We start from the raw sequence: 24,561 nt of genomic DNA on the forward strand, positions 1-24,561 counted from the left end.
GTGGAAGGAGAAATAGCGTGAGAGGACTATTAATCAAAACCAGGAGATTGAAGCTCTTGTTTAGGCAGACGTCCAAACGGAAAAAAATTGCTGTTTATACAACTACAGTGATTTTGATTGTCGGTTTGGTAGTACTTGGCGTATTTATCAAGCATTTCCAGTTTTCTAAACAAGTGAATGCATTGCAACAAGAAGCATTGGTGGAAATGCAACAAAAATCAACTGATCAAAGAGTGATAGGAAATTACAGTGGGGAAGATATAGAACCGTTACGATCGTCACATTTGCCTGTGGATCCGGTTGAACTGATCGATCAGTATGGCGTTGGATTTATACGTATTCCAGCTGTAGGAATGGATCTACCTATCTTAGAAGGGATCACGCAAGCCAATATCAGCATTGGGGCAGGAACAGTTAAGGCAAATCAGCAAATCGGTAAAGGAAATTTTGCTCTGTTAGGCCATTACATGACTTCACAAGGGCTGTTGTTCGGTTCTCTACAGTATGTATCAGTCGGAGACGAGGTAGAAATTACCTTTTACGGGGAAGAAGCTACCTATGTCGTACAAGAGACACGAGTTATTCACCAAAGTGAAGGGCAATATATGTTAGATGATCCAGACGATAGTCATTGGTTGACTTTATTAACTTGTAATAGTGATCGAGTTGGATCAGATTATCGAATCATGGTTAGAGCAACGATGAAAGAAGAGTGAAGAAAGGAGTGGTCAATACATGCACATATCCGGACAAGATAATATAAACAAGGATGGTTGTAGTTATCGAATCTCCATTGCGCAATCAGTAATCGAAGTTTCCTTACGTTGGGAAGATGGCTTTTATTCTTACAATGAGGAAGAAGTGATCCAAACGATCAATGACGACAATCGAATCACTGATCAACTTAAATTATCTATTTATCAGTGCATAGATCATATGAATCAATTGTTTTACTCTTCTCACGCAATACTCAGTGAGGGATTGGCTAGTGAGACAGGAGGAAGATAGTTGATGAGAGCTGCGCTTGGTGAAAATAAATCAGAATACACAGTGCTTATTGGGCAAAGTGGATGTGGGAAAACAAACTTGATCAGGAATATGATTTCTCATGCATTAAATACATTTAAAAACGATAAGATCATTCTTGTTTCTCAGGAAAATGAATATGAGAGTTTTTTGAAGCATATGGATAGTAATAGTCGTTTTACTTTTGTAGATTTTGATAAAAATATTGGAGTTGGGGTGAAAGCTTATCCTGGTATGCCAATCGATAAGCATAATATAGATTCATTATTTCGCTCGATAAGCCAAATGATCAAACAAAATACGAAAGATGGGAGAAAAACGTGGGTTTACTTTGATGATCTTGAATATTTCATTCCCAATATAGATGAGGATACTCAGGTTATCGACTTATTGGAAGAAACTAACGGCCTGAATGCAGCATATTTGTTTACCGCCCATCGTGTTAACGATCTTACTTGGAGACAGCTGTATTTGTTAAAGCATGCAAGTTTTGTATTAGCTATGCAAATGCCGACTACGTCTGCAGAAATTTTAGCGAATGTAAATGTGATACCGAAAAGCTATATCAAGCCTATTACTAAACTGAAAATAGGGGAAGGTTATCTCTTTTCTGAGGATGAACAAATATTCAAGTTAGCAAATGAGAAATATGATTGTTCAATCCGTTCTGAAGTTACATTAACTCCCTCGAAACAATTTATACATGCTGAGCAACAGTTGAACAGACTTTTAGGAATTTCATTTGGAGGTGGTATGAATGGTTTTTGATTTAACAAAGAACCAATCGAAAGAAGAAAACAAGGACATTTCTTTTGAAAAAACAGAAGAAATCGGAATTCTTGCAAGAAATAAGTGGGGAACTACTGAGCTTAATAAGGTTTCTTATAATGGCCGAGATCCAGTGTATGATCTTCGAAACTGGTCGCCAGAAGGAAAGATGAAAAAAGGAATTACGCTTACTGATCAGACGTTGGAAAATCTTTTAATTGTATTAAAAGCACACTTAGAAGGAGTTATTCCGACCGAAGAAAAGGAAGACACTGAAGAATCAGATATTTCAGCACATCTTCCTGAAGACTTTTGAACTAGGAGGCTAGATTATGAGTCAATCGCAACAAGAGGCTTATCAAGTTATTTGTAAAGGAACACCTCAAAAGCTCTATCAATTGTTTCGCCTCTTTTCGATGCTGAAACAGGCCGCAAAGTCTAAGGAAATGAAACAACAGGCAGAACAACTTGCAACGGATAATTGGAAAAAGTTTAAAAATCTTAGAGAACAACTTGGACTCCCAGATCGACCCGAATTAGAATTCAAGTTTAAACAATTGCCTAGAGAGAAACAAATGGAATTAATCCGTGACTGCGAGAAAAAGCTTCTCGTAAAGGCTGGTGAAAAAGACTACGAGTTTCTATTGGCCAGTAATAAAATGCTGGCTGAACCACAGCTGTTAAATAAAGAAGTGAACCTAGATCAGCTGAAGACGATGTTAACTGAGTATGGTCTTCAATTCCATGTCAAAGAACTTCCTGACCAAACAATGGAGTTACACTTTTACGCAAAAGATGCGAACGTTGCTACACGAGCACTTCAACGGACGATCGATGAAATCGTCAAAGATCCGGAATGTGTCACGAAGCCCACATTTGAAGCGTTGATCAAAAAAGCAAAAGAACAATCAACAGAAAAAGCAAAATCGGTAGAGAAAGAAAAAGAAGCCAGCGTTCAAGTTGGATCAGAAGGAACCAAATTAGTTGGAGATAGTGCGAAAGAGGCAAAAGAAACCTTGGACGCACTATCTCTTTTTGAAAACGCTGGTGGGGGAATTGAGTTATGACAAAAAAGCAATCATTTCTTCCGTATGCTTTTTTTGGTGGAGCCGGTGCTTTTGTAGCGAATCGAGCTGCAGAACTAGCCATGCATGCACCAGAAGGTGAGAAGCTGGCTGCAGCCGTGCAAGTAAGTAAGGAGATCTTCTATAATCCGCTTCATTTTTCTACAGAAAGAACGTCGCTCCTTGTATGTGGTGCAGCATTGACCGTCGCTTCTTTGGCCTACCTTGTAAGAGATACCAGGGAATATGATCCAGGAAAGGAATACGGTAGCGGCCGGTGGGGAACCAAAAAGGAAATGAAGCAGTTTAGGAACAAGAAGAGCTTTTCAGACAATCTCATTTTTGGCCAAGGCTGCTACAAAAACTTGTACGAGGGAAAAAATCCGAGGTTGAACAGAAATAACAATGTAATGGTTATTGGAGGATCAGGATCTTGGAAGACCACCTCGTACATTATGAGTAATATTGCTCAAATGAACTCAAGTTTTGTTGTAACTGATCCGAAAGGAAAAACCGTGAACCGTGTCGGAAAAATGCTAGAAAGAAATGGCTACAAAATCAAAGTGGTTGATTTTGATACGCTGAAAAATACCGATCACTTCAATCCATTTGCTTATGTCAAGGATGAGGTAACGTTGAAAAAAGTGATAAACGCTTTGATAGATTCTACAAATGCCGATCATGAGAAAAAAGGTGAGCCGTTTTGGGATAAAGCTGAGGAACTGCTTATTACAGCTCTGTTTGCTTATCTTTATTATCGTTATCGTGGTACAGAAAAAATCAAAGGTGACGGTATTATGCCTAGCCTGGATCAAATAGGTACCTTAGTTCGATTACTGAAGCGTGAGAATAAGGATGTCGAAAGTCCTCTAGAATTCATGTTCAAGAATTTTGCGGAAGAGTTTGGTGAAGACAACTATGCCTATCTTCAATGGCAAAACTTTATACGGAATTTTGAAGGTAAAACAAAAGACAGTGTACTCGCAATTACAATCACTCGTTTTTCACTATTTGATCTCGAACAGGTCAAAGAATTCATTAAAGATGACAACTTGGAAATTGAGAAATGGGTTGAGGAAAAAACTGCGGTTTTCTTGAAGATTCCAGATATGGACGACACATTCAATTTCCTTCCGCTTCTTATTTTCTTACTTTCATTTAGAACACTGGAACACATAATTGACAATGAAATGGGCGGAGAAGCTAATGTTCCAATCCAATTTTTAATGGATGAGTTTGCCAATTTAGGTAAGGTACCTAATATCAAACAAGCTTTGTCTGTATTCAGAAGCCGTTTGATGAGTATCACGATTTTACTACAGAGTGTCAATCAAATCGTAGCCATGTACAAGGACGATTGGAAGTCATTTTTTGGTAATTGTGACGCGTGGATCTATCTTTCAGGATCTACCGAACCAGATACTCAGAAATTCTTCTCTGAGACTGCTGGGAAGAAGACAATTTACATGAAAAAACGCGATAGAGGATCCGTTCGTAGTGAACCAGTTGGAAAAGAAGTTATTTCTCAAAGTGAAGTTGGGGAGCTGGACAGGTTGAATGCACTGGTAAAAATTGCTTCAGTACCAATGTTCAAAGTTCCTAAGTTTAATTATAAAAAACACCCGAATGCTAAGGAGTTCGGCCATAAAGAAGGCGATCCGAATTGGTATGAGGTGAAACGATATAGAAATAGCCTAGAAAAATTTGAAGCCAACGTTTCAAAGGAAACAAGTAGTGAACCGTTGGTCTTGGATATTGATTGGGCAGCATAAAAAATTATAAAAGTGAATGGAGACAGAAAATAATGAATAGAATTTTATCAAATGTAGCGACAGGATTGAATCAATTAGTAGTAGGAAATGCTAGCAGCACTGGTGCAACAATCGCTGAAGGGATTATGTGGATGATTGGTGGCGGCGGTGTTCTTTTAGCCGTGTGGGGTGTTGTTCAAATCACCCAAGCAGGTCGACAAGGGGATTCTCAAGGGAAAATGGAAGGTTCTTGGTTAGTTATCGGTGGAATGCTTTTGATCGCTATCGGCGGAGGATCGTTAATTAGTGGAATTTTCTCGAACCCTCCAGGCATGTAACAAACACTTCAGAGGAGGATTCGTATGGATTTAGTTGAAACGCTCACTCAGAATATGGGGGATTTCTCTCCGGAAACATTGAGTTGGATCAATAATATTATTGCCAATTCAACACGTGCTGTTGGTGCGTATCTAGTAGGAATACTCATAGTTTTAGAAATCGCGAAAATGTTTGAAAAAGCAAATTCGTCAAATGCCGGTATTGTGACCTTGAAAATGTTTCAAGGTCTCTCTTTTCGTCTTGCTCTTGGTGGATTGGCCGTTGCTTTTTCAAGTATGACGTTAAATTTTATTTTGGATATTGGGATTGGGCTTGGGAATTTAATTTCAAGACATGCAGGAAATGCTTTTGATGTTTTTCTCTTACCAAGTGTAGAAGTTCCGACAGATACCTTATCAATAATTGGTGAATTAATTGGTGCGCTATTGAATCCTACTGAAGCACTACGAAGAGGGATCATGGTGCTGTTATTGGTGATTATTGGCGCGCTTGTAACATTGGCTGCCTACGTCATGGTATGGGTAATCGTTTTGCTACGGTTCTTCCAGTTATATGTCATGCTGGCACTCATGCCTATTCCGATGTCTTCCTTTGCGTCTGAAGAACATGATCATATTGGGAAAAACTATATTAAAAGAATTTTAGCTTATGCTTTTCAACCAGCAGTAATAATGGTCGTTTTTGGTGTGTACCATTTCTTATCTAGTATCACACTGGATCTAACGGGGTTAGGTAATCCATTGAACATTGATATGGAAGTTCAGTTCTTCCAAAATCTAATACTGGCGGTTGTTTTCATTATCGTTCTGTGGCAAACACACAAAAAATCTTCAGAAATGTTTGGGGTGTAAACAGTGGAAATCAAAGTTTTTAGAGATGTTTCAAAAAGGGATAAAACAATGGCCGGATTGACGGGATCTCAATGGCTTTTGATCTTAGGCCTTTTACTTACGTTCGGATTGGATGTCGTCAATGCCATCTATGGATTTATTCCAGTAGGCTTGCTTAGAGGATTGTGCTTTCCCTTATTAGGTTTAATTGCTTTTAACGCAATGTTCAGACCACATGGTTATAAGTTTTCTACTTGGGTAAAGCTAAATTTGAAGTATCAAACAACGGTTCAAATCAGAACATATCAAACCAAAGAAGGGATTGAAAAATATAGTGCGAAAGACTTCCAAAAAAACAAAAAAATTAAAGAAACAACAAAAAATAAAAGCTGCTAGTACGCAAAACTCTTTGTATTATACAGCCTTGTTTGAAGACGGGCTGATGCATGTCGTCGAGGATATCTTTTCTATGACTTATACGTTAGGAGCAATCAACTACACAACTGCACACGTTGAGAAACAAAAACAAGTACTCTCTCAATACAACAAAGCAATCAATCAATTGTCTGAAAAAGAACATTTTCAACTATCGTTATTAGTTACCAAAAATCCAAAAGGACAGTACATGCAAGAAACTGCGTATCCTTTACAAAATGAAGCAGGTGACGAACTTAGAAATGAATTGAACCAAATCATTGAGACGAGCTACGATGCTGGACGGAATAACTGGAAAGTAGAACGTTTTATTACGCTGTCTACTCATGCAGAAAACATTAGAAATGCACAAAAACGATTGCTAAATATTAGTGATGCATTTGCAGATGAATTGATGGCTGTCAAAGCCCCTATGGAGGCACAGGATGGCATGCAAAGGTTAAAGACGATGAACAAGATCTTGCGCCCTGGCAAGCCGCTGTATGGCGACTATCAAGACATTGAGAGAAGCAAACGAACAACGAAGGACTTAATTGCACCAAATTATCTCGACTTTAAAAAAGTCGGAAAAATCGACTTTCAAATGGATGATCATTTTGGTCAAGTATTATATTTGCGCGATTTTCCACGTAACTTATCTGACAACATGTGCAAAGAGCTGACAGAAGCGGAAGCGGAAATGGTGATCACAATTCATGCAACCCCTTATTCGATCGCAAAAACAGCGAAAAAGCTTAGAGAAGAAGCGACAAATCTTGAGTCTGATGTAATCAAGCGAGAAATGAAAGCTAGTGAGCGCGGATATTCGACTAGGCACATAGCACGAACGATCCGAGAACACCAGGAAGATTTGAATGAACAAATTGAGTTTGTAGAAGAAACAGGGGATAAGCAGCAAGCTTCTACATTCCTCATTTACGTTTGGGACGAGTCAAAAGAAGCCTTGTATCACCAGATAGACAAAGTGAAGGCTGTTGGTGAAAAGTTTGGGGCTGTATTTGAACCATTATATCTGACACAAGAAGAAGCGCTGAATTCTAGTCTACCGATCGGAAAAAACTATTTAGATTATGAACGAACGTTTATGCGCGATTTGATCACACCGAATATTTCGATTAATTCTCCATTTACCAGCCAAGATGTTCAACATAAAGGCGGAACCTATTACGGGACAAACCAATTATCAAAAAATAATATTTTGATTAATCGAATGGGTAGTGAAATGAAGAACGCAAATGGCGGAATCATGGCTGTATCCGGTGGTGGGAAATCTTTTGCGGCCAAGAATGAAATAATTGCTACGCGTCTTAGAAACCCTGAAGCTGAAATCATTATTTTGGATATGGAGAGAGAATACATTCCTCTTGCTGATGCTTTAGATGGTGAGGTTGTCACTGTTGCCCCAGGAAGTGATACGTCGATTAATATTTTGGAGTTAGCTGATGCCAAATATATGGAGGCAGGAGACAGTCCGGTCGCTATCAAATCAAACTTTTTGATTAGTCTGATCTCTAACTTGGTTGGACATATTACTGCTGGCCAACGAACCAAAATTGATTCGGTTACACAACAAACGTTCAGGGAGTATGATACACCTACCTTGCAAGAGTGGTATGAAGTCTTGAAAAGAGACACCTCTGAAGATGCAAAAGAGTTGATCGATGCGTTAGGACTATATATCACTGGATCTTTAAATATGTTTGCAAAAGAAACCAATGTGAATGTGTCAAAGAATTTAACTATCTATGATATGTATTTGCTAAAAAATGAAATGACCACTTTTGGCTATTTATCGATCTTGGATCGAATTTGGAACAAAGTAGTAGAAAATCGTGCAAGGGGAATTGAGACACGGGTTTATATTGATGAATTTCAAGTTATAATCAATCCTTCTCAACCTGAAATCTTACGTGTACAGGCTTCAGAGATTTATTCGCGTATCCGGAAATACTTAGGGTGTCCAACGTTCATGACACAATCGGCAGAAACTATGTTATCGACTATGGAAGGTCGATCGATTCTCTTCAATTCAGATTTTCTAATTCTCTTAGAACAAAAGGGAGAGGTATTGGATGCATTAGTAGATCGCTTCAAACTAACAGAAAAAGAAGCTATGTACCTTCAGAACAACAGAGTCGGAACTGGATTGATTATTGCAGGTGGTCAAATTATTCCCTTCTCTAATTTGATTCCGAAAGAAACGAAACTATTCGAATTAATGAATACGAGCAGAAAAAATGAAAATCAACTCACGGCCTAAAGACAAATTTAAGTTACCAAGGGAGGCTCGCTTTAAGGGAGAGCAGCGCTCTTTGAAAATTCGTTCCGGTACGATCGCTAAATTTAATCAAAGAGCGGTCTATGGCTATACAAGCAGTAAGAAGCAAATTGATGCTACAAAGCAACATACGAAACAAAAGAATGAGCTGAATGCGGGGATATCTTCAGGAACAAGCCACTCAGAAAATACAGGATCTACAGTTGGCACTCAACAGTTCAAAGAAGATAGTTCAACATTTATTACTCAATCTGATAAGAAGAAAGCTAACTCCCTTACAAAACATGTTAAGGGAGAGGCTTCTTCGTTTGATCAAGGACCGGATAGAGAATCAGCTTTCTCTCATAAACCAAAAAAAGAAACCATTGCAAGCAAAAATAAAAAACAAGCCAAAGAAGCTGCTAAAAAAGCCGAAAATCTAAACGAAGACAAGATAGTTAACAAGTCAAAGAAAACAAAAGAAACAAAGTCGAAACCAAGAATCGGTAATGAGCAAGCTGCACCTTCTGAATCAATCTTTTCGGCTTCAGCGAAAAAAATAGGAGCAACACAACTTCTTGATCAAAGTTTCAGCATACTTGATCAAGAAGAAGATACAGAAGGCTTGCAAGAATTCAAAACAAATGCGAAAAATACCGATCACCTTTTCAAGGGAGCAAAAAAAGTAGATCGGTTCTTAACCAAAAACCAAAAATTCTCCCAATCTGTAACTACTGGAAAACTTGAAACTTTGCGTTTCGCTTCAGACAAGCAGGCAAGCAAAGTGGCGAGTGTGGCCATGAAATCTGTAAAGAGCAAGTCAACACAGCAAGTCACCACTTCTCAAGTTGCTATTAAGATTCAACAAGCAGTTGCACATGCAACGAGTAAAGTAGTCAGCAGTTTCACGGCCAGTAATCCGATCGGATGGATTGTGGCCGGTATAACCTTTGTGCTATTGATCTTTTTTGGCTTGTTGTTCATGTTCAATAGTCAAAGCAACGCTTCTTCTAATGATGGCGTTTTTTATGTCAAACATTGGGACGGAGACAATGCATACAATTCTTCACTACTAGCCCAACGATACGGGATTACAGCTGAGCAAATAGATACGTTCATTGCAAACGAGGGATATACAGTAGACTCTCGTGCCACAGGGGAAGAGTTTTTGCGGCTTCAAACCATTTCAGGGATAGATGTCCGAATGCTTGTAGCTTTCGCTCAATGGGAAAGCTCGTATGGTACAGCTGGAGTAGCCCTCCAATTCCCTAAAGCGAATATCTTTGGATATGGTGCATTTGATAATGATCCTAACCAAGGTGCTTCTTGGGACAATACAAGAGCTGTACAAGACTTCAGAAGTACACAAATAGATTCTTACGGGAATCGAACATTGGCGATTATGGACGCACGTGCTAGGGCCTATCATAACAATACATTGCAACCAGGCGAGTTTGTTTATTGGACCAAGTTGGACGCGGGGAAGTCGAGAGCTGAAACAGCTGAAAAATTAGATCGATGGATCGATGCGAATGGCGGTACTCCGGATCCGCCTGGAGGCTATGGACCTGTTGGCGGCGGCGGTGCTGGATTAGCAGTATTGGATCAACGCTTAGGTACAGTTATTAGTGGAGAATTCGGTGGTCTGACTGGTGAATGTTATGCGGTGTCTGCTTTTTACGCAAATTCGATCAATCCGTCAATCATTTTGAGAGGTGGGATCAAAGCGAGTGACATTGGAACAGATTATCCGTGGGCCAGCTGGGGCTGGTCGGTCATTCGAAACCCTAGCTATCAAGAAATTCGTGCTGGTGACATTATTAATTACAATACAGGCGGTAATATGGGCTCTTGGTATGCCCATTCTTTATATGGACATACTGGTGTTGTAGGTCAAGTCTTAGGAAACAACCAATACGTATTATACGACCAGAACCCTGGGCCTTTGAAAACGTGGACAGTCACCTTTTATCCTGGAAGCGTGTCTTCTGTTGTTCGGCCGCCAAACTAATAAGGAGAGGAACCAATGCAAGATAAAAGAAAAATCAGAATCATTATGGGTGCGAGTATATTTTTATTAGTTGCGATCGTTGTAGGGCTTGTATATATGACAATAGCTTTCATGAATACAGACAGTCAGTCTGTGCAGCCGCCAACGCAAACCCAAGAAACTAGCGATCGGCATGATACTTTAGAAACTACTGAAGGCATGTTGACGGAAGAAACAGCTTCTAGTGAAATGCTTCAGACACAAGAGTCTACCGAGTCTAGTATTGAAAAAACCGAGTCCGTTGACTTGTTGCGAAACTTCTTCAGTGTTTATTTCACGTGGGATCTTGATGAAAAATCAGTATCAGATCGCGCGGATTTGCTAAAAGATCTTATGAGTGAGGAGTTATACGAGCAAAAACGTATCGAGGCTGATAGTGAAATAATCAAGGAGTTGATCAATACCTATCAAGAAACAAAAGAAATCAATACGTCAAATTCAACGCAACTGGTGTCAAGTCGATACCTATCCTCTCAAATTTACCAGGATACAGCTGATAATAATTTGTATAAAGTAACGGTAAGAATAGAACAAAAGGCACCTTACCAAGACTCGCCTTTTATGACTGAAGAGTCTTTTCTTGTTCGTTATTTAGGTGACCAAATTACAGAAATGAATGAAGTAAACGATCAAGCAAGGAGTGATTCAAGTGAGCCAGAGTAAGTTAGAGAAGCTTCGGTCTAAAATGGAAGACTCAATCAAAAAGAGGGACCAGTTGGATAAAAGTATAAAGAAACTACAAACTCAAATTGCTGAAGAGGAAAGCAAAGGGTTTCGGTCAGTAATCGAGGAAGTAGGGATCTCTTATGAGGAAGCGATTAAATTATTGAAAGACCGATCAATTTCGAATCCTTTCGTTGGCCATGACGTTGTTCAACAAGAGGAATCAGATCTTTCCATGAAGGAGAATAGCTATGAAACTATTTAAGAGGAAGCCTAAATTTATCTATGAAATATCCGAGAGTGAAAATTTGCCGGATTCACAACTATATGATGCTTATGATCTTGTGGAATACATTACCGATCAAGACTTTCGTTTCAAAAGAGACTATTTGAAGGGTTCTGTGCTTATTACGAAAGTAAGAAACAATATCCACGGCACTGTCTATTTTGCAAAACGCATTTACTTACCCCAAGAAGAGGGCTTCGAATGGTTAGAGGAGTTATCGGATTTCTTTACGAAAAAACCAATTGATTATTCTGTGGACGATACTGAAGAAATTAAAGCTGAAGGTACAACTGAACACAAGGAAATACCTAATGGAAACGATGAATTTACCTTAGAGGATTTTGAGTTAGAATTACATCAGGATGCAATTCCAGTACAAGCAGAGCAAACTTCAAGCACAGACGAGTTAAGTATGAACGAATCGGCTGTGGAGGAAAGGAAGTCCGTCGAGGAAGCTCCGAACGAACCAGAACTTGTCCAGGTTTCAAAAAAAGAATTTCTATCGCTAAAACAAGCAATAGAAGCGCAAAAAATGGAGATTGATCAACTCAGAGAAGAACGAGAACATTCTGCTGTTGCTAATCCGGAAGCCTACATGCCGGATTCTAAGCTGAATCCTATCATTCCTGATGAAGTTTCTGATCTATTGGATAAAGAACTTGAGATCGACGTGAGTCAGTTAGAAATTCAATCTAGTTCAGATGAAATCGTTCAAAGTGTACTTCAATCAACAAAAGCTGAGATTGATAATGCATTGGCAGCCTTTGTTGAAACTGAAACCAAAAAAATAAAAGAAGAAATCAAACAGTTAGACAAACGCGACTTGATTGAAGAACTAGTCACTAAGCGGTTAACAGCTGAAGAACAGGATCGACTAAGCAACTTAAATCAACAGCTTTCTATTGAGAAAGAGCAAAAAACTCAGGAAGAAAAATTACGTCACCAGCAAGCGTTACGAGAAATTGAACAGGCCTTTGTTTCTCAGTTGCAAGAAGAAACCAATGTACTGAGAGAAGCTTACAAAAACAAGATCGATCAGACGATTAAAGCCGAATATGAAAAACAAACAGATCAACTCTCTCGAATCTTACAAGGGAAAATGGACGAGTTAAAAATGCGGCAACGTACTATGAATGCAGGTCTGGAAGCCAATTTCAAAGAAGCACTGGCTAATTTTAATCGAGAACATACGCAAGTTATTCAGGTTGTGGAACAAAAAAAGCACTTTTCCCCGATTGACCTTGGGGAAAGGCGGAAATTGAAACAAGCATAGGCTAAAAAAGACACGTTCGTTCGTGTCTTTTTTGTTTTGGAGGTGAGTTTATATGAACAAATACAACCCCAATCGATTGAAAGAAATGGCTAAACAAAAGAATATCCTGGATGTTGCAAGTTCTTTAGGTTTGGAGTTGAAAAAAGTCGGAAGGACGTATGCATGGATCGAACACCCTAGTTTTAAAATAGATCCGGATAAAAATACCTTTTCCTGGTACTCAAAAGGGAATGAACTTCGTCACCAAGACGTAATCAAAATGGTTGAAGTGATCAACAATGTGTCATTCAAAGAAGCCCTTCAGTATCTTATCGGTACTGAAGCCGGAATATTTGATGGATCCAAAGTACCTAAGAAAGAACCCTTTGTCTATCGAGTAAAGGAAGTAAAGACGTTTGACTATGCTAGAAAATATTTGAAAGAAGAACGCGGGCTATCTGACGAAACAATCGATTTTTTTTTAAGTAAAGGAATCATGGTCCAAGCTGTCCATAGAGATTATGAGACGGGAAAAACTGAACCCATTATCGTTTTCAAGCACCATAATTTGGAAGGGAAAATTGTCGGAGGTGCTAGGCAAGGGATCTGGTATAACAAACAACTCTATCCTGAGAAGGGCCGGTTAAAAAAGACGTTACATCGAAGTGAAGGATCAAGTGGAGTTATTGTTGATATCGGTGATAAGTCACAGTTTAGCAAAGCTACGCCAGAAAATCCTTTCACGGTCTATGCTTTTGAAGCCCCTATTGACATGATGAGCTATTACGAACTGCATAGGGACAAACTTTCCAATTGCCGTTTGGTTGCAATGAATGGACTGAATAAGGCGATTATTTCCCGTGCGATCGTTGAGGCACTTTGTTCGGATGTAACGAACCTGAAAAAGATTGAAGAAAAAGTAAGCGTGGAACGGTGGCTGCAAAAGATAGATGATCTAGCCGGAGAATCAGGAACCAAAATTGAGAAATTGAAGATCGTTTTGGCCTTGGATAATGATGCGCCACAGTTTAATCCGCAATTAGCACGTGTGGAGGTACCAGCGAAAGATTTTTATCATTCTTTGGGGATCAACAACATTGATGTGATTCCCCATTTTCCAAAATGCCACGAGGGCATGACGAAAAACGATTGGAACGACGAGTTGAAGTATCAAAAAGGCTTGCTGAAGGAAGCAGAAAAACCTTTTTCACTACAGCACTTGATCAACAATATCCAGAAAGATGTAGTGACGAAAGAGTCGGAATCAATGCAACTATAGGAGGACATTATGGAAGAAAACACATTCAATGAAACACAGTTCAATAACTATATTCTTCGGTTGATCAAGGATTATCAAGAAGGTGAAATGACTGACTATAAAAGAGGAGCAGTTTCAGCCCTGATACAAGTTTCTGATCAGTTCCAAAGAATGACAGTAGAAAAGGGTTCTGCTGACAAACCAATGAACAGAGACTAGGAAAGGGGATTTCTTTAATGGAAAATCAATTAACTTCGTTGCTTAAAAAGAAGTATGGGACCACTACTTCGTCTCCAGTGGTATTCACAGACAAAGATACCTTGTATACGGCCTTTCGAAAGTTAGCTGATAATATTTATAAGAATGGCTCTTGGACACAAGAAGACGAAATTAGGGCAGTAGACACATTTATCCGAAATCGATATGGATATCCAGTGGGAACTGAAAAGGCTTTAGTTTTAGACTGGAATGGGCAGCCTTGGTCAGCTGAAGTTAAGATCAGGCCGGTTGAGGAAGTTGAAAGTATCATGCTTAGAAGTAAGGCCGAGGGGCAATCAGTATACTCGGCTATAGCTACAAGGAAAGAGATCAATGGATCTGAAGAACGTGTCAAAACTATCAATGTGCTTTTAGATCCAAAGAATAAGAATGGTACAAAGCACGGTGAATTTTATTATTTTACGCCTAGTAGCTCTAAGGATCCTGATTACTACGCTCTAGGGAATATGAATCGGGCGATTGGCTACGATAAATTACAGCGAGATATCTTAAAAGAATTTGATGATTCTGCCCAGGAGTGGAAGTTTGCAAGAAGGGATTTAGAACGATTACTGGAGCAACTGTCAATTGCAAGTTATACCGGAAAAAAGAATGCTCATTTATTTCAAAAAAATTCTCATGGGGAATTGACGGATGCTTTCTTGGCCACACTACCTAGAGATGAAGGAGAGAAGTACCTTGGCAATCCGTCACAAATGAAAGAATTGCTAGATAGTAATGAGGTACAAGGAGAAGAACGGCTATGGTTGGAGGAGCAGCTTGCTGCTAATTGGGGAGATCTACCAGATGATCCCGAAAATCCAGTCAAAGTAAACTTAGACAAGTCACCGTATCTTCTTAAAGAGGGGTATCGAACTACCTATCTTTATCCAAAAACGATCCAGAATGCTCGGAAACAAAACCAGGTAATTGATTTTGTAGAAGGATATATTCAAAACACCTACGATATTTTCCTTCAACGAGAGTACGAAAAAGATATTGATAAGCAAACGAGGGCTTCTGCTTGGCAAACAAAAAAGAATATCAACAAGGATACTCGCAAAATAATGGAAACAACAACCCTAAATAAATATTTCCAATTCGTTGAAATAGATAATGATGTGGATCTAGCGTTGTTTTCACAGTTTGAGGAAGAAATGGAATGGATACACGACATTCTCCCAAAAACTGGCGAAAAACTTCCTGAGTTGCGTTTGAGGAAGCTCGGGAACCATAAAGCCCTTGGTTTGTTCGTACCTACCAAAAATACGATCGCAATCGATTTTAGAGATACTGACGATGAAATTGGTGGTGTGGGTATTCAATCATTTGTTCATGAGTATGGCCACGCATTAGATTACGGTATAGATAATGGTCGCTTATTGAGTATGAGAGACGATTTCAAGCCAATAGTTGCAAGATATAGAGCAAACCTTTCATTAAACGGAAAAGGCAGCTACGTAGCTGAAAAGGCAGAATATTATACAGCTCCTACAGAAGTATTCGCAAGAGCGTTTGAATTATATGTGAGCGAAACTGGCCTGAGTAGTATTTTTCTTAAATCGAAAGAGACCTATTCAACAAGCATTGAGTACGCTTTATTTGACCAGAAGATGCGTGAAAAAATTACAACCTTTTTTGACAGTGTCTTTCCGGATTTAAAAACTGCAGTTTTAGAATCAAGCAAAGAACAAAGTGATCTTGATCAAGAAACGGTACAAGAACGTGTCGATAAAGAAGTAGACTCTATTAAATCGATGAAATTTTTTCATGAGAACAATGAACTGACTGTTGGAGAAGCCCTGGAAAGTTGCGAGCTTTCTTTAGTAGGAAAAGCTACTGCTATTCAAATGCAAGAAGAGACAATTGAGTTATATACGAATGCTATTCCTCAAACAGATACGATGGAACAAATCACAGAGATTCATAAGAATACCTTAGATGTTATGAAGGAACTACCTGAAGGAACACTTTTCTTGTTTGATGGATCGGAACTTGCTGACTATTCACTGGATCATGACGAAATGTTGTCAATGATTGGTGAAAGGGAAGTATTCCATGGTGTTTATGGAAATTCGTTGACCGAAATGCTGTTTCCTTCTGCTTTAATTAGTGAGCAGTCACAATCAAAAATTGACGTAAAACAAATTGGTGATGAAAGATCTGTTTCAGCAGCCGAAGAACAATTAAGAAAGTGGCTATCTCTGCCCGAAGAAGCGCAAAATGAGATCTTGATCATTACTTTCCGTAATCCCGTGAATGCAAAACTGGCATTGATGAAGTACGGTTTAGAAGATGTAGATAGTATCTTCAGCAGCTTAAATAATCCGCTTGGAGTCGAGTGGGAACACCGTTATAAAAATCTGACTGAAGATATTAAAGCATTCGATGACAACAGACGTAAATGGTTGAATGTCTACGGTGAAGAAAGAGCCATGTATATTCCGGAAACTCTTTGGCCAATCGCCGAAAAGTTGGGAATGATGGAAAACTACCCTAAACTTCCTGATAAAGTAGAAAATTCACTCTCTGTTCCCAATAAAGCTGAAGCGACTGATTTAAATCTTACGTCAACTAATAGTACTGAAGCAGCAACTTCTGAAGAAGATCTTGAGGACAATAGTCGTTTAGGGCAAGCAAGAAGGAAGCTTTTACGTTTGAGAAATGAGTATAACGAAAAGTTTGATCAACTATTCGCGCACCAGGAACTAACAAACGGACAGCCGATGAATGATAAGAGAAACGGCCAATCTTGGTTTAATCGAAGAGATCAGATTGAAAATAGTATCAGGAACCTGTCAGATCAAATCAAACAACAAGAGGATCGTGTCTCTAAGTTAGAGGAGCAAAAAGAAAACAAAGAAATGGGCTTAAACAAACAAGGCGGTCTTATTATGAGCGTTGAAAATATTCCACGTATACAAGAAGAAATCGAAAAATCAAAGACCGGCGAGTCCAGGTTCTCAAAAGATACTATCCGAAAATATACAATACAATTAGAAGAGTTGATCAAAAATAAGGATCAATCCGACAAAGCACACAAAAATATTAGCAAACATTCTCAAGCGCTCATTGACAGTAAGGCGATTACACAATGGACTAAGAATCCAATGATCTACTTTATTAAAGGCCTAAATAAGGTAGCCTTAGAGCTTCAAGAAGACGGTGATTTTATTCCTTCCGAAAAATACAGCGCTAAGACGACTAAAGACCAAGAGGTAATAGAAACCTTGTTAAAGAGCAAATCACGTGAAGAATTCCAGATTATGGAAGTACCTATAGTCTATAGTAATCCATTTTATGAATTAGATAAGTTTAATCAAGAGATAGTAGCGGTCAATCGTTTTTGGACGGAAGTTCTTGATAAAAGAATTCCATTTGAGATTTATAGCAAGAGCTTAAACGCAGATAGAAGTGAGAAGACTTCATTGGCTCTAGTTTTCTCTTACAGCTCAAACAATCGAGAAGACTTTCAGTTGACTGAGTTTGATCAAGAAGGTCAGGCGTTTACTCATGACGTAATAACTCAGGAGCAGCTAGAGAAAGTACTTGAAGGAGACTCGAGCAATTTGCTTCGATTGTTCCCGTATAGTAACGATGTGGCCGAATATACTGTTAAATTCATTGAAGATGAAAAAACAATAAGTATGTCCGAAAATGAGACGCACAAAGGAAAAGAAGGGGAAGAGTATTCCATAAATGAAGGAGGAGATCATGTGCTGGAATTACATGAAATAGAAGAAATAAAAAATGTGAAATACATTGAAATCGGTAACCAGATTGAAGTATTGAAACAAGAAAGTATGGATCATAGGGACAAGCAACAATGGGATAAAGTGGCCGAAATCGATTGGGCTTTGCGTAAACTTGATTTACAAGTTGAAGTATTAGACGAGAATAGCGTGGAGCCAATTCTAAAAGAAGTTGCTGAATTTGAGATTGATATTGCAGGATTAGAAAGCATTGAAGTCGCCAACGATAATCCAGAACAATCAACCGCAATTAAAGACAGAATACTCCGATCAAAGGAGAAAATACAAGAGCTTGTAGGAATTCAAGAAAGCTACTCTAAATTTTACAAGGAAAAACTAGGAATAGAAATTGGGAATACTTCGAATGCTTTCAAAACTCAATTAGAATCAGCATTAATTCAAATTGAGAATAATCAAGTGAATGAGTCGGCGGTTTCATTGAGTGAATCTGGTCAGAGTAGGAAAGTAGTTGAGGAAGATAATCCAATGCTAAATGATATGCCTAGAAATGATGCCTTTATCCAGGATATCAATGTTGCTTTTAATGAAACGAAGCAAGATGTGGATCATTTTATGAAACAGATGATTCATCAAGGCGTACAACATGTGAATAAATCTGAGTTGGAAACTATTTTGGAAAATCATTTAAAGCAAGTTGAATTAGTAATTAGAAACTCAATTAGTGCAGTAGATTCAATGATGAATCCAAGCGAAAACCAGATTCAATCAGAAACGAAAACGGTGAAAAGAAGTATTGGATCTATTCTGGGAGATTTAAAGAAGAATATAAAACAATATTTCGCAACGAAAAAGGAAAATACCGTTAGTAAGTTAAAAAGTACAAAGGAGGACGTTCGACTTGGATTCAAGAATTCGTTTAATCGAAAAATCCTAGCAATCAACGGTCTCTTGAGGCAGTTATCTAACAAAATTGAACAGAAATTTGTTATAGAAGAAAAACAAATTCCTTCAAATCAAGTTGAAATATCAAATGATCCGGATCAATCTTCTCAACAACCTAGTCCAAAAGATTTATCTGTTCAACAAGTTGAAACTAAAACACCAGGTAATACTGTGAATGAGAATATTCAAGAAAGCGCGGAAAAGCCAGCAGAGGTTGTTGCTCCTTCTGCCGAAAAGAGTCAATCAAGTTTGACGGAATCCCTAGAAGGTAAAGATCAGTCGGAAAATGAAATTAAGGGTGAATCGGTTGAAGTAAGTCCAGCTGAAAAAGAAATGAACAACATAGAGCTGCAACAAATGAAACGAATTGAAGAGTTAAGCGATAAATTAGGAATGAAGGCTAATGAAAAAGAGAAAACGTCGATCAAAGAATTATCTCAAGCTCAAAAAGCAGAATTGATCCGATCTATGGAAGCTGTAGTCGAAGAAAAGAGCAAATCGGTTTCTACAGAAGAGGCTGAACTTGAAGTGGGATAAAAGGGGGGGAAGAAAATGCCAACGTTATTTCCTGAAGACTATGAAAAAGGCAGCTTGACTAAAAAGAAGAAATTGGCTAGAGACTTAAAACTAAAAAATGAGTTATCGGCATTGGATATTTCCTTTAATGCCCACTGTATTTTAGATTATTTGAAGCAACAAGGAGTAGAGAGACCGAACCGCTCATTTGTAAAAGCATTTCAATATTCGGCGGCTGCTTTGGGGGTTCCATATGAAGTGATTGATGAGGCGTTCTTTACGAGAACGCCTCTAACTGAGCAAACGTTGTTTGATGTATCTCATTTATTTAATCCAAACGTAAAAATCAGTGCAGAAACAGATTTACCGATCGTTCCTATCACGATTGATTTTTATTCCAGTTGCTTGTCGCTGTTTGAGAAACTACCCTTTTCTTTCTGGCAACAGTATCTGAAAAAAGATACTGTGTTACCTGAAACAAAACTAGCGGCTTATGATTTGGAAGCTCTCTTACAAGCATTTGTACAAGAGGTTTGGTTGAAGACAAAAGGAAATATAAAACAATCAGAAGAAAGTGAAGTTGAGAAAGCACGTCAGATGTTTTTAGCTTACTTCTATCGAAATGATCAAAAGTATTATCGAAAAGAGACTCAGGAAATGTTGCTAGATCTGTTAGAAAAAAGATTGGAAGTACAGGTAACTGAAGTTTTCACTGTAGATAAAACTTTGCAATCATTGCTGGAAGCTGGGGATGCAAAAACCATAAGTTCCTTTGTACTTGATCGTTTATTTGATTGGACGCATGACAAAAACTATCAACGATTCTTGAGAAGTGTGATCAAGACAAAAAACCTTTCCTTAATGAACCAGTTATTACTTCTTTATCAGCGTGCGGAAGCGATAGAAACGAAAGAAGTAAATGACTGGATTCGAGAAAACCGGACGTTGAAGGAAGATGCAGAACCGGTCTTTTTATTGGGAGGAGAACAATTCAAGGTTGATCCTGAAACGGGAGAAATTCTGAAAGAAAAAAATACAGTCCTTGATAATAAACATCAACTTCCCGTTGTACCGTATTTTGAAAAATCGGAAACAGAAGGAAGGGAAGAAATCGAAAAAAAAGAAGTCACACCAAAGAGGATTTTCGAGATACTTGAACATACAGTTCCTGAATCAATCGTCTTCGAAGAAAGAGTAAAGTCAGTAACAGACGATCATTCGATACGAATTAGGTCAAACCAAAGTGAAGAACAAACCATTTCAGACTTGATTATTTGTATTCTAGAAAAAGAGAAACAACCAACTGATGATTTAATAAGATTCGAAAATGAAAGCATTGCTTCAATAGTCATGGCTGTTTTTGGTTTGAATCCTTTGCCGTTGAATTTGTCTGTGCTAAATAATTTGCGTTCACTGAAAAATGGTAAAGTTAAATTGCAACAATTGTTTACAGAGCTAATTGTGAGAAGTGACAGATTTATTCGGAAGTTTGCGGAGCATATGTACGAAAAAGAACCTGATCATGTTCGGGCAACTTTTGAAGAAGAGATCAGACGTGCGAAAGAATTAGAACGTCTTGCAATGGCTAATGTTTCCACTGACAAAGCAAACAAAGCAGAGCAAAAAGAAGGTTCCACAGTCAATATTTCAGATTTATTGGAAAAAGTAAAAGAAAACTCTGAAGGTGCTGATGATGATGGAGACGATTAAAAAAAGACCTTTAAGTCAGTATTATCTTTGGAAAGTTTGTCAGCGGTTTGAAAAGAACCCGAAACAAGAATTGCTTATTCCTCCTTTAAAAGGAGTAATAGGGCAATTGAATGCGGAAAGAAAAAATTTAGAAAAAATAGAAAATGAAACGATCGCAATACACATTTCAAGTCTTGCATTTCTTGAAGAATTGTTGAAAAGTTTATCGGAGCAATCTTTTAGAAAGCTCATTACAGATCTTTGGGAAGATAGCACTTATCAATGATCGCTGCAACGAAAGAAATGGGGTTTGGGGCATGCCCCAAGTTTAAAGCAAAAAAGAGGGAACTCGAAAATCGGAGATTTTCGGGTTCTCTTTCTTTTTTGTTTATTCGCAAGGTGGGACCACCTTGCTATGCTTGCCAGAGACGAAACCCCGCCCCTCCAGGGCGGACGGTTTTAAGGTTCGGCTCTGAGCAAGGCACAGCCTTGCCTGCTGATTTTCTTGAATATAAGAGGTGTCTATATTATGGATAAGAATTTGTATCGTGACCAGTTGATTAAAGTATATGTTACTGATGATGAAAAGGAGCAGATAAGGAAGAATATGCAAACTTCAGGTCTAAGTACATTAACTAACTATGTTCGTTTGATGGCTTTGAATGGTCGCGTGATCAAAATAGACTTTTCAACATTGAAGGAGTCTCTTTCTGAGACAGGACAATATGTTTATGAACTGAATAAAATTGGGAACAACTTAAATCAGATTGCACATAAGCTTAACCAGACTGACATCGTGGAGCAGGAAGACGTCGAGTATCTGGTTTCAGAGTTTGTAAAAATTCAGTCGAACTATATAAAAGCTCAGGAAGTATTATTGCAAGAGATTCAAAAATTAACGAGGTCTGAGTGACATGCCAACGACAAAAACACTTACTATCAAACAAGAAAAAAACTTAAAACGAGCTATTGAGTACATTCTCGATCCTTTAAGGACGAAAAATCAGACGTTAACCAGTGGCCACAAAATAAATGCAGTAAACAACGCTTTTTTTGAGATGAATCTTACAAGGAAGTTGGCTCAAAATATTAAAGGACAGAACAACAAAAAATCAAATGAAGAGGTTATTGCTAGGCACATTATTCAATCTTTTGATCCAACTGACAATTTAACGGCTGAAGAAGTACATGAAATTGGAAGGCAGACTGCACTCGAATTTTTAGGCGAAGATTATGAATTTGTGATAGCAACTCATGTTGATAAAGATCATTTGCATAATCACATTATCTTTAACACTACTTCTAGTGTCGACCTAAAAAAATTTCGATGGCAGCGAGGTACGGCTGCTCACTTAAGGAATTATTCGGACAAAGTGGCTGATTATCATGGGGCAATGATTCTAGATACACCTAAACGGAATTCCTATAAAAAATATCAGGAGTATCGAAGAAAGAATGCTTATAGAGTTGAAATAAAGGAACGTTTGAACTTCTTGTTAACTCATAGCACTAGCTGGGATGATTTTTTAGCAAAAGCTAAACTACTAAATCTTTCAGTGGATCCAAATCATAATTCTGAAGAGCACGGGAAAGTGATTAATTACAAGTTATTGGATGAACCTCAAACACGCCCTGCTCGGGATTACACATTAAATAAAAAGCACCGAATCTATAATGAAGAAAACATTATTGAGCGTACAAGCAAAAATAAACCTGAAGCTGTTTTTGCTTTAGGAGATATTGCGAAAAAATATGCGGATCACAAAGCAGAAAAAGAATCTTTACCAGATCTAACTTTTGTCATTGAACCTTGGCAGATCGAAAGAGATACAACTACAGGTATTTATGTTGAAATTGCCTATGGTCGTTATGAGACTGGAGTTGTCAAAATTCCTGATTACATGTTAGAAAAATTAAAAGACGGCCGCTATGAGGCCCATTTTAATTACAAAGATATCTTCTATTTTTGGAGTGAAGAGAAAGGTCAAAAAAATAAATTTGTCATAGGATCTTCTTTGGCCAGTTACCTTTCAGGAGAAAGCGGTCTTGTTCCAAAACGGAAAAATTCTGCTATTCAGAATGTTCGAGAAATGGTGGCGGCGCTTAATATTCTATCTGCAAGGCAGGTTAGTAGTGAGCAAGTACCAAAAGTTTTAGGGCAAGATTTTTACGACAATTACGAAATTGTACAAGAAGCCAGATCAGCGTTGAATGATAAATTATATCGAGCAAACGAAAAACTAAAATTTGATCCTTCCAACCTGGAACAAGCTGTGAAGGTAAAAGCACTGCATGCTGAAAAGAGTGAACTAGAAAAACAAGTGAAGCTGTTTGAGAAGCAGCTGAAGACTTATGATGCGGCATTAGGTATTTTGACGGAAAAAGGATTGTCAGATTCATTAGATCTAGAAAAATAGTACTCATAATGTTTAATTGCGAGCTTTGGACGTGCTATGATATAAGTAGTTAGTAACAATGGAAAGCAAATAAGCTTAGATCTCATGAATCAAAATAACCACAATTTGAATTTTAAGATCAAGGATTTTTTAAAACTAAGTCTTCTTTCTTTTAGAAAGAATGAATACTCTTTAGGAGGGATTATATGGATAACACAGCACTCGCTAAATTTATACAGTCGCTAGGTAGTTTGAATAACTACGGCAGCTCTGTTTATCAAACAAAGAAAGCACTAGATTTGAAATCTACGAAACCTCTGCGGCAAAATATGGATGATATAGCCATTTTTGTAGATAGTCTAAAAGGAATTAATGCAATTAAGGAAAAAGGATTTTCTGTAGATGGTATTATCGAGGTAAATAAGCAATTTGATTCCCCGTCAGATGAACAACCTATCCTTCCAGGACATTTGAGAAATTCTTATTACAACGAAGATGATCGAATTGCGATCGTAATTGATCAGGCCAGCCAAGAATATTATGTACCTAAAGAGATCATTACAAGAGGGGACTTACAGGAAATTGTAGATCAATTCAACGAGTCAGAAAAAACGGAGAAAGATGCCTGGATGGTTTTTGCTCGTCTTGCCAAATTGCAGGCTTTTCAAGATGGCAACAAACGCACAGCTTTGATTTCAGCTAACGCGGCATATGGATCACTGGAGACTGAAAACTATCTAATGATCCCGTTTCATGATATCAAGCGCTTGGAGTTTACTGTTAACTTGATGTCTTTCTATCGAGCAAAAAGTGTGTCTGAAGAGAGAGAGGCGTTTGAACGACTATATAGCACACTTCCTACAAAGAAAGAAAGAGAACTGTATTTACGTCAACCTATCGATGATCTCAATCAAGGCCAGGATATATCTACTTATCGAATTAAATCTGAGCTTAGATCCAAAGAAGATGATCCGGAGCCTGAGATATAGGATCAATGAAAAACTAGCAAAAAAAGCATTACCTATCCAATACGGTTAGGTGATGCTTTTTTTTATTTTGGAGGGAAAA

The 24,561-nt window shown here is 38.2% G+C and carries 22 protein-coding genes; all 22 read left to right on the forward strand.

The window, feature by feature from the left end; all coding sequences use genetic code 11:
- Window positions 1–17: 17 nt before the first annotated feature.
- The gene (locus CXM95_RS18615; protein ID WP_158297446.1) at window positions 18–716 is read left to right on the forward strand and encodes a class A sortase; all 699 of its coding nucleotides are present in this window, start codon (window positions 18–20) and stop codon (window positions 714–716) included.
- A gap of 19 nt (window positions 717–735) precedes the next feature.
- Window positions 736–1,008, forward strand: a complete 273-nt coding sequence (locus CXM95_RS18620) for a hypothetical protein (RefSeq protein WP_101699660.1) — start codon at window positions 736–738, stop codon at window positions 1,006–1,008.
- Window positions 1,009–1,011: 3 nt separating this feature from the next.
- Entirely contained in the window at window positions 1,012–1,794 is a 783-nt protein-coding gene (locus tag CXM95_RS18625; RefSeq protein ID WP_233499136.1) for a hypothetical protein, read from the forward strand.
- Window positions 1,784–2,110 carry a PC4/YdbC family ssDNA-binding protein gene (locus CXM95_RS18630; RefSeq protein WP_101699662.1) on the forward strand — a complete coding sequence of 109 codons (327 nt, stop codon included), beginning with the start codon at window positions 1,784–1,786 and terminating at the stop codon, window positions 2,108–2,110. The genes CXM95_RS18625 and CXM95_RS18630 overlap by 11 nt, the downstream gene beginning before the upstream one ends.
- A gap of 16 nt (window positions 2,111–2,126) precedes the next feature.
- On the forward strand, window positions 2,127–2,861 hold the full coding sequence (locus CXM95_RS18635; RefSeq protein WP_101699663.1) for a DUF3801 domain-containing protein: 735 nt from the start codon (window positions 2,127–2,129) through the stop codon (window positions 2,859–2,861).
- A complete protein-coding gene (locus CXM95_RS18640) occupies window positions 2,858–4,630 on the forward strand; it encodes a VirD4-like conjugal transfer protein, CD1115 family (protein ID WP_101699664.1) in 1,773 nt (590 codons plus the stop codon). Before CXM95_RS18635 ends, CXM95_RS18640 begins: the two co-directional genes overlap by 4 nt.
- A 32-nt stretch (window positions 4,631–4,662) precedes the next feature.
- Complete coding sequence (locus CXM95_RS18645; RefSeq protein WP_101699665.1) at window positions 4,663–4,947, forward strand: hypothetical protein; 285 nt, start codon at window positions 4,663–4,665, stop codon at window positions 4,945–4,947.
- A 24-nt stretch (window positions 4,948–4,971) separates the two neighbouring features.
- The gene (locus CXM95_RS18650; protein ID WP_101699666.1) at window positions 4,972–5,799 is read left to right on the forward strand and encodes a type IV secretion system protein; all 828 of its coding nucleotides are present in this window, start codon (window positions 4,972–4,974) and stop codon (window positions 5,797–5,799) included.
- A gap of 3 nt (window positions 5,800–5,802) precedes the next feature.
- Entirely contained in the window at window positions 5,803–6,174 is a 372-nt protein-coding gene (locus tag CXM95_RS18655) for a PrgI family mobile element protein (RefSeq protein ID WP_101699667.1), read from the forward strand.
- Window positions 6,113–8,473, forward strand: coding sequence for a VirB4-like conjugal transfer ATPase, CD1110 family (locus CXM95_RS18660; protein ID WP_442778494.1), 2,361 nt, complete (start codon window positions 6,113–6,115; stop codon window positions 8,471–8,473). Before CXM95_RS18655 ends, CXM95_RS18660 begins: the two co-directional genes overlap by 62 nt.
- Window positions 8,451–10,481: a CHAP domain-containing protein gene (locus CXM95_RS18665; RefSeq protein WP_101699668.1), complete on the forward strand. Its 2,031-nt coding sequence runs from the start codon at window positions 8,451–8,453 to the stop codon at window positions 10,479–10,481. Before CXM95_RS18660 ends, CXM95_RS18665 begins: the two co-directional genes overlap by 23 nt.
- Window positions 10,482–10,496: 15 nt before the next feature.
- A complete protein-coding gene (locus CXM95_RS18670) occupies window positions 10,497–11,183 on the forward strand; it encodes a hypothetical protein (protein ID WP_101699669.1) in 687 nt (228 codons plus the stop codon).
- A 52-nt stretch (window positions 11,184–11,235) separates the two neighbouring features.
- The gene (locus CXM95_RS18675) at window positions 11,236–11,448 is read left to right on the forward strand and encodes a hypothetical protein (protein ID WP_158297447.1); all 213 of its coding nucleotides are present in this window, start codon (window positions 11,236–11,238) and stop codon (window positions 11,446–11,448) included.
- Window positions 11,435–12,742 (forward strand): hypothetical protein, encoded by a 1,308-nt coding sequence (locus tag CXM95_RS18680; RefSeq protein ID WP_101699671.1) that lies wholly within the window; start codon window positions 11,435–11,437, stop codon window positions 12,740–12,742. Before CXM95_RS18675 ends, CXM95_RS18680 begins: the two co-directional genes overlap by 14 nt.
- 52 nt (window positions 12,743–12,794) lie before the next feature.
- A complete protein-coding gene (locus CXM95_RS18685) occupies window positions 12,795–14,000 on the forward strand; it encodes a DUF3991 domain-containing protein (RefSeq protein ID WP_101699672.1) in 1,206 nt (401 codons plus the stop codon).
- Window positions 14,001–14,009: 9 nt separating this feature from the next.
- The gene (locus tag CXM95_RS18690; RefSeq protein WP_101699673.1) at window positions 14,010–14,198 is read left to right on the forward strand and encodes a hypothetical protein; all 189 of its coding nucleotides are present in this window, start codon (window positions 14,010–14,012) and stop codon (window positions 14,196–14,198) included.
- Between the two features lie 17 nt (window positions 14,199–14,215).
- Window positions 14,216–19,429 (forward strand): LPD1 domain-containing protein, encoded by a 5,214-nt coding sequence (locus CXM95_RS18775; RefSeq protein WP_158297448.1) that lies wholly within the window; start codon window positions 14,216–14,218, stop codon window positions 19,427–19,429.
- Window positions 19,430–19,444: 15 nt separating this feature from the next.
- Complete coding sequence (locus tag CXM95_RS18700; RefSeq protein ID WP_101699674.1) at window positions 19,445–21,118, forward strand: hypothetical protein; 1,674 nt, start codon at window positions 19,445–19,447, stop codon at window positions 21,116–21,118.
- Window positions 21,105–21,383 (forward strand): hypothetical protein, encoded by a 279-nt coding sequence (locus CXM95_RS18705; protein ID WP_233499138.1) that lies wholly within the window; start codon window positions 21,105–21,107, stop codon window positions 21,381–21,383. Before CXM95_RS18700 ends, CXM95_RS18705 begins: the two co-directional genes overlap by 14 nt.
- Before the next feature lie 243 nt (window positions 21,384–21,626).
- Window positions 21,627–22,010, forward strand: coding sequence for a plasmid mobilization protein (locus CXM95_RS18710; protein WP_233499139.1), 384 nt, complete (start codon window positions 21,627–21,629; stop codon window positions 22,008–22,010).
- Between the two features lies 1 nt (window position 22,011).
- Window positions 22,012–23,514 (forward strand): relaxase/mobilization nuclease domain-containing protein, encoded by a 1,503-nt coding sequence (locus CXM95_RS18715; protein WP_101699675.1) that lies wholly within the window; start codon window positions 22,012–22,014, stop codon window positions 23,512–23,514.
- Window positions 23,515–23,699: 185 nt separating this feature from the next.
- Entirely contained in the window at window positions 23,700–24,482 is a 783-nt protein-coding gene (locus tag CXM95_RS18720; RefSeq protein ID WP_101699676.1) for a Fic family protein, read from the forward strand.
- The last annotated feature ends 79 nt before the right edge of the window (window positions 24,483–24,561 follow it).

Source organism: Enterococcus sp. CR-Ec1, assembly GCF_002850555.1.
Lineage (GTDB): Bacteria > Bacillota > Bacilli > Lactobacillales > Enterococcaceae > Enterococcus_D > Enterococcus_D entomosocium.

Coding starts and splice junctions, on each gene's coding strand:
- CXM95_RS18620 (WP_101699660.1), top strand. CDS start 736: ATGCACATATCCGGACAAGATAATATAAACAAGGATGGTTGTAGTTAT.
- CXM95_RS18625 (WP_233499136.1), top strand. CDS start 1,012: ATGAGAGCTGCGCTTGGTGAAAATAAATCAGAATACACAGTGCTTATT.
- CXM95_RS18630 (WP_101699662.1), top strand. CDS start 1,784: ATGGTTTTTGATTTAACAAAGAACCAATCGAAAGAAGAAAACAAGGAC.
- CXM95_RS18635 (WP_101699663.1), top strand. CDS start 2,127: ATGAGTCAATCGCAACAAGAGGCTTATCAAGTTATTTGTAAAGGAACA.
- CXM95_RS18640 (WP_101699664.1), top strand. CDS start 2,858: ATGACAAAAAAGCAATCATTTCTTCCGTATGCTTTTTTTGGTGGAGCC.
- CXM95_RS18645 (WP_101699665.1), top strand. CDS start 4,663: ATGAATAGAATTTTATCAAATGTAGCGACAGGATTGAATCAATTAGTA.
- CXM95_RS18650 (WP_101699666.1), top strand. CDS start 4,972: ATGGATTTAGTTGAAACGCTCACTCAGAATATGGGGGATTTCTCTCCG.
- CXM95_RS18665 (WP_101699668.1), top strand. CDS start 8,451: ATGAAAATCAACTCACGGCCTAAAGACAAATTTAAGTTACCAAGGGAG.
- CXM95_RS18670 (WP_101699669.1), top strand. CDS start 10,497: ATGCAAGATAAAAGAAAAATCAGAATCATTATGGGTGCGAGTATATTT.
- CXM95_RS18680 (WP_101699671.1), top strand. CDS start 11,435: ATGAAACTATTTAAGAGGAAGCCTAAATTTATCTATGAAATATCCGAG.
- CXM95_RS18685 (WP_101699672.1), top strand. CDS start 12,795: ATGAACAAATACAACCCCAATCGATTGAAAGAAATGGCTAAACAAAAG.
- CXM95_RS18690 (WP_101699673.1), top strand. CDS start 14,010: ATGGAAGAAAACACATTCAATGAAACACAGTTCAATAACTATATTCTT.
- CXM95_RS18775 (WP_158297448.1), top strand. CDS start 14,216: ATGGAAAATCAATTAACTTCGTTGCTTAAAAAGAAGTATGGGACCACT.
- CXM95_RS18700 (WP_101699674.1), top strand. CDS start 19,445: ATGCCAACGTTATTTCCTGAAGACTATGAAAAAGGCAGCTTGACTAAA.
- CXM95_RS18705 (WP_233499138.1), top strand. CDS start 21,105: ATGGAGACGATTAAAAAAAGACCTTTAAGTCAGTATTATCTTTGGAAA.
- CXM95_RS18710 (WP_233499139.1), top strand. CDS start 21,627: ATGGATAAGAATTTGTATCGTGACCAGTTGATTAAAGTATATGTTACT.
- CXM95_RS18715 (WP_101699675.1), top strand. CDS start 22,012: ATGCCAACGACAAAAACACTTACTATCAAACAAGAAAAAAACTTAAAA.
- CXM95_RS18720 (WP_101699676.1), top strand. CDS start 23,700: ATGGATAACACAGCACTCGCTAAATTTATACAGTCGCTAGGTAGTTTG.